The sequence below is a fragment of the Streptomyces sp. NP-1717 genome (assembly GCF_022695985.1).
GTDB lineage: Bacteria > Actinomycetota > Actinomycetes > Streptomycetales > Streptomycetaceae > Streptomyces.
This window is the reverse complement of the sequence record NZ_JAAPBF010000326.1, coordinates 1-5,985: the sequence shown is the minus strand read 5'-3', so window position 1 is coordinate 5,985 and position 5,985 is coordinate 1. Positions and strand designations below refer to the sequence as shown.

General features: G+C 74.1%; 3 protein-coding genes. All 3 read right to left on the bottom strand.

Annotation, left to right across the window (positions count from 1 at the left end):
- Window positions 1-2,775: amino acid adenylation domain-containing protein (locus tag GXP76_RS33440; RefSeq protein ID WP_242575379.1), on the bottom strand; the 2,775-nt coding region annotated here is incomplete at its 3' end.
- Entirely contained in the window at window positions 2,768-3,694 is a 927-nt protein-coding gene (locus GXP76_RS33435; protein ID WP_242575378.1) for a 3-hydroxyacyl-CoA dehydrogenase family protein, read from the bottom strand. The genes GXP76_RS33440 and GXP76_RS33435, both read right to left, overlap by 8 nt.
- 38 nt (window positions 3,695-3,732) lie before the next feature.
- The coding region (locus tag GXP76_RS33430) for a condensation domain-containing protein (protein WP_242575377.1) at window positions 3,733-5,985 on the bottom strand (2,253 nt) is incomplete at its 5' end.

Genomic DNA, 5,985 nt, shown 5'->3' with positions numbered 1-5,985 from the left:
GCGGGCGAGCTTGCCGTTGGGGGTGCGGGGAAGGGCGCCGGTGAGGCGGAGTTCGGCCGGTACGAGGTGCGCCGGAAGGCGTTCGGCGGTCCAGGCGCGCAGGTCCCGCGGCGCGGGCGGCGCGGACGTGTCGGAGGGGACCAGGTAGGCGATCAGCCGGGCGTCCCCGGCGTGGTCGGTGCGTACGACGGCCATCGCCTCGGCGACCCGGGGGTGGCGGGCCAGTGTCGCCTCCACCTCGCCGGGCTCCACCCGGAAGCCGTTGATCTTGACCTGTTCGTCCACGCGTCCGAGGAAGTCGAGCTGCCCGTCGGTACGGCGGCGGACGAGGTCACCGGTGCGGTACATGCGGGTGCCGGGCGGGCCGAAGGGGTCCGCGGGGAAGCGGTCCGCGGTCAGCCCCGGGCGGCCCAGATAGCCGCGGGCCAGTCCGTCGCCGGCCAGGTACAACTCCCCCGCCGCGCCGTCCTCGACCGGCCTCAGGGCGTCGTCCAGGACATGGGCGCGGACGTGGCCGAGTGGCCGGCCGATGGGCGGCGCACCGCCGGCCTGCGGGCCGTCGGCCCGCCACGCGGTGGCGTACACGGTGGCCTCGGTCGGCCCGTAGGCGTTGAACAACCGGGTGCCGGGCATCGTCCGGACCACATGGTCGGCGAGATCGGCGGGCAGCGCCTCACCTCCGAGGGCGAGGGTCCGGGCCGACAGGTCGAGGTTCGTCCGGTCCAGCAGCTTGCCGAGCGCCGAGGGGATCGCGCAGACGAGACCGCCGGACCACCGGGGCGGTTCGTCGTCCAGGAGGGACAGCAGGTTCCGTACGACCTCGACCGTGCCGCCGGTGGCCAGCGGCGGGTACACCTCGGCCACGGACACGTCGAAGCTGAACGAGGTGGCGGCGAGACTGTGCGCGAGCGCGTCGGGTCCCAGCTCCTGCTCGGCCCACGCGAGGAGCGGCAGCACGTTGCGGTGGGTGACGACGACGCCCTTGGGGGCGCCGGTGGATCCGGAGGTGTAGATGACGTACGCCGGGTGAGCGGGCGTCAGTGGTGCGGTGCGTTCGCCGTCGGTGATGTCGTGCGACGCGGCGGACGTCAGTTCCGCCCGTACCGCCCCGTCGTCCAGGACGACCACCGGGCCGGTGGGTGTCCCGAGGTCCCGGCCGGCGTGGGCGGTGTCGGTGAGCAGGCAGGACGGCCGGGCGTCGCCGACCACGAAGCGCAGGCGCTCGTCGGGGTAGGCCGGGTCGAGCGGCAGGTACGCGGCGCCGGACTTCAGGACCGCGAGCATCGCCACGAGCATGTCGGTGGTGCGCGGCAGCAGCAGGCCGACCAGGCGCTCGGGACCCGCGCCGCGGCTGATGAGCAGCCGGGCCAGCTTGTTGGCCCGCTCGTGGAGTTGGCGGTAGGTCAGCTGTCCGGTCCGGTCGCGTACGGCGACGGCGCCGGGTGCGCGTCGCGCGGCCGCGTCCAGCACCGATGTGAGGGTGTCGTGGTCCGTGCGCCCCGTGGTGGCCGCTGGGGGGGTGGTCGCGTCGGCCTGTTCCCCGGCCGGCGGTGTGCCGAGCGCCGCGAGGGTGTGGCCCGGTGCGGAGACCGCGGCGACGAGGAGGTCGCGGAGGTCGCGGACACGGTCGTCGAGGTCCGTTCCGGTTCCGGTTCCGGGGTGGAGGACGGCGACGCGCAGCACACCGTCCGGATCCTCGTCCAGCAGGTACCTCGGAGCGGCCGACGGCGGGCCGGCCGGTCGCCGACCGGTCGCCGGGTGGTCACCGAAGCGCAGGGCCGGCGGTGCCTCCCGTACGTCGGCGATCGCCGCGTACAGCGTTTCGCCGGTCCCGGCCGGGTCGAGCGCGCGGCAGACCTCGGTGTGCCGGAGTCGCTGGTGGCGGCGGACCCGGCGCGATTCGCGGGCCACCTGCCGGACGAGGTCCGCGAACGGCGTGCCGGGCCGTACGTCCAGGCGCAGCGCGGCGATGTCCTCGGCGGCGCCCGGCACGCGCTGGAGGGCGCGCTCGAAACGGCCGTCCACGGGCAGTCCGACGACCACGTCGGTGGTGCCGGTGGTCCGGTGCAGATGGGCGGCGACGGCGGCGATCAGAACCGCTCGCGGGTGGGCGCCGCAGTAGCGGGCGGCAGCGCGCACGCGCTCGGTGTCGGCGGACGGCAGCGGGGCAGCCGCCGACATACGTACGGCGCCGGGCTCTCCTGCGGGCGGCCCGGCGGGCGTGAGGCCGGCGAGGCGTTCGCGCCAGAAGGCGGTGTCCGCCTCGGGTGCCGTCGAGGCCCGGTAGGCGGCTTCGGCCTCGGTGAGCCGTGCGAGGGGCGCGAGTGCGCCCCCGGCGACGGGCCGGCCCGCCACGAGCGAGGTGTAGACCTCGGCGGCGCGGCGGCTGACGAGGGCGCAGCCGTAGGTGTCGAGGACGCGCCGGGGGTGCCCGTGGAACCAGGTGAACCTGTCGTCCGCGAGCCGGATCAGGGCCTGCGAGGACCGTGACGTGCCCTTGCCCGGCGCCGTCTCCTCCCGCAGCCAGGCGTCGAGGGCGGCGGCCGGGTCGGCCTCGTCGGCCAGGTCCACCATGGTCAGCGGGACGCTCCCGCCGTCGGTGAACTCCGTGCGGCCGCCGGCGCCGCCGTCCGCGCGCAGACGTACGGCCTCCGCCTCGCCGGTCACCTGGCGTATCGCGTCCTGGAGAAGGGTCACGTCCACCGGGCCGTGGATGTCCACGGCCTCCGCGACGACGTCGGCGGTCGGTGTCCACGTGCTGCGGTGATCAGACATGGCTGTCAGCTCCTGCGGGCCGCGACGGATCGATGGAGGACCGGTGTGAGGGGTACGGGTGGAAGCCGCGGCCGGCCTTTCTGCCGACGCTGCCTTCGGCGACCAGCTTCGACAGCAGCGGTGTCGGCCGGAACCGGTCGTCGCCGGTGAACTCGCGCAGCACGACCAGTGTGTCGACGACGGTGTCGAGACCGATCAGGTCGGCGGTGCGCAGCGGGCCGGTGGCGTGCCCGAAGCAGTCCTTGAAGACCCGGTCCACGGTGTCGGCGTCGGCGGTGCCGGCTTCCACGACGGCGGCGGCCTCGTTGACCGTCAGCATCAGTACGCGGTTGCTGACGAATCCCGGGCCGTCGCCGACGACGATCGCCTTCTTGTCCAGGCCGGCCAGGAGGTCCAGGGTCCGGCGCACGGTGTCCGCGCCGGTGGACGTGGAGGTGGCGACCTCGACGGTGTCCTTCAGCGGCGCGGGGTTCATGAAGTGGGTGCCGATGACGTTCGCGGGGCGGCCGGTGAAGGAGCCGAGGTGGCCGATGGGTATCGCGGAAGTGCAGGAGGCGAACACCGCGTCGGCGGGGCACGCGCGGTCCAGGGCGCGGAAGATCGCCTCCTTGACCGGGAGCCTCTCCGGGGCGCAGTCCACGACGAAGAGGGCGTCGGACAGGGCGGCCGGGTCCGCCGCCCAGCTCACGCGCTCCTCGGCGGCGCCGGGGTCGCGCCGGCGCAGCAGCCGTGCGGCGCGGATCCCGGCGCGCAGCCGCTGCGGCCCGCTCGCACGGGCCGCCGGGTCGGGGTCGACCACCACGACGGGGTGGCCGGCCGCCGCGAAGCACTGGGCGACCCCGGCGCCCATGGTGCCGGCTCCGACGACGCCCACCGGAATCCTGGCCGTGTTCGGCTCACTGTCCTTGCTCTGGACCACGCGTGTGGTTCCTTCCCGTTCGGTGCGCGCTCGCGGTGTCATTCGGCGGACGCGGCCGCGGCGCGCGCCAGGGTGACGAAGTCGTCAGCCAGGGCCAGCACCGTCGCCTCGTCGAACAGTTCGGTGCGGTAGTCGACGGCGAGCCAGTGGTCGGCGACGCTCCAGTGCAGGTCGGGAGCGGGGCCGTCGGCCGCGTCCGCGGTACCCGCGTCTCCGGTGCCCCGGAGGTCCACGGTGATGTCGACGGGCAGTGCCCCCGGCCGGGGCTCGGCCCGCGCGGTCAACCGGGCGATCCGTGCGGTGAGTTCCGTGAGCGAGGGTTCGTCGGTCACGTCGATCCGCAGGGGCAGCGGCGCCGTGTGGGGCCGGAGAAGGCCGACGACGAGTTCGTCCGCCTCGGCGCGTTCGGTGAGCAGGGTGACGAGTACGGCGAGCAGACCCGCCTCGTCGAGGGCCGGGGCGAGACCGTCGGGGAGACCGGTCTCGTGACGGGCGGTGGTGCCGGTGCCGCCGCCCTGGGGGCGCGGCCGGTCGGTGGGCAGCTCGAACCGGCGCAGTCCCGCCGCGGCGTCCGGCCCGTGGCCGGCAGGCCGGCCCGGGAGCGCGGAGAGCGGGAGATCGACGTCCCCGGTCGCCGCCCACAGCAGGTCGACCCAGGAGCCGGTCAGCGCGGCGATGGTGCTCCGGTCGAACAGGTGGGTGCTGTACTCCACCACCACGTCCAGGTCGTCGGCTCCGGCGCGCTCCCCGACGACCACCGAGATGTCGAACTTGGACGTCCCCGGCGGAAGACCGGGGAACAGCGGCCCGCCCTCCTCGTCCACGGCCGGGCCGAACAGGCTCTCGCCGAAGACGAAGTGGGGCGGCAGCGTCTGGTGGACGTACATGACGTCGAAGATCGGGTTACGGGCCGGGCCGCGCTCGGGGGCCACTTCGCGGACCACGGCGTCGAAGGGGATCTCCTGGTTCTCCAGGCCGTCGATCACACCGGTGCGCACCTGGCGCAGCAGCGTGCGGAAGTCCGGGTCGCCGGAGAGGTCGGAGCGCAGCGCGATGGTGTTGTTGAAGAAGCCGAGCAGGCCCCAGAGTTCGGGCCGGGTACGGCCGATCGTGGGGGTACCGACGACGATGTCCTGCTGGTCCGCCCACTGGGACAGGGTCATGTTGAGTCCGGTGAGCAGCATCGTGAAGAGCGTGGCGGACTCCTCCACGCCGACCTTGCGGAGCCGGTCGACCAGCGCGGGCGGGATGGTCAGGCCGTGGGCGGCGCCCGCGTAGTCCATCCGCGCGGCGCGCGGGCGGTCGGTGGGAAGTGCCAGGGCCGGGGGGTCGGTGAGCCGTTCCTTCCAGTAGGCCAGCTGGCCGTCGAGCAGCCCGTGCTCCATCAGCTCGCGCTGCCAGTGCGCGTAGTCGCGGTACTGCACGGGCAGCGGCTCGAAGCGGTGTTCGCGTCCTTCGCCGCGTGCCTGGTAGAACTCCATCAGCTCGCGCATGAGGATCTGCGGCGCCCATCCGTCGTTCACCGCGTGGTGGGTCAGCCAGCAGAAGAGGTGGTCGTCGGGGGCGAGGCGGATCAGGGTGACGCGGACGAGTGAGTCCCGTTCCACGTCGAGGGACCGCTCGGACTCGACCCGGATGATCTCGCGGGCGATCCGCTCCGCGTCGTCCCTCCCCGTCAGGTCCTCGTAGCGGAAGAAGTCACCGAGCTCGGGCCGGACGGCGAGCCGTGCGCGGCCGTCCACGGAGACGAAGTTGGACCGCAGGACTTCGTGGCGGCGGGCCAGGTCCTCCCAGGCCAGCCGCATGGCCTCGGGGTCGATCGGGCCGCTGTGGCGGGACGCGCCCGGGAGGTTGTAGAGGGTGGTGCCCGGATCGAGCTGGTGATGGAACCACATGCGCTCCTGCCCGTAGGACAGGACCAGGGTGTCGGTCCGCCGGATCGGCGGGAGGGCGGTGGTGTCCTCGCCGGGTGCGGTCCCCGGGGATTCGGATGCCGGGGCCGGGTCGGGGGACGGCGTCAGGTCGGCCTGGACGGCGGAGGCCAGGTCGGCGACGGCCGGGTGGTCGTAGACGTCGATCATGCGCAGGCTGACGCCGTAGCGCTGTTCGACGCGCTTGAGGAGGAGCAGGGCGATGATGGAGTTGCCGCCGATGGCGAAGTAGTCGTCGTCGGGGGCGACGGCGTCCGCGTAGAGCAGTTCGGCCAGGGTCTCGCGCAGCCAGGGCAGCACCTCGGTCGTGGAGCCCGTGCCGGGGGGCGGCTCGGACTCGGGCGCGGACTCCGGCGCGGT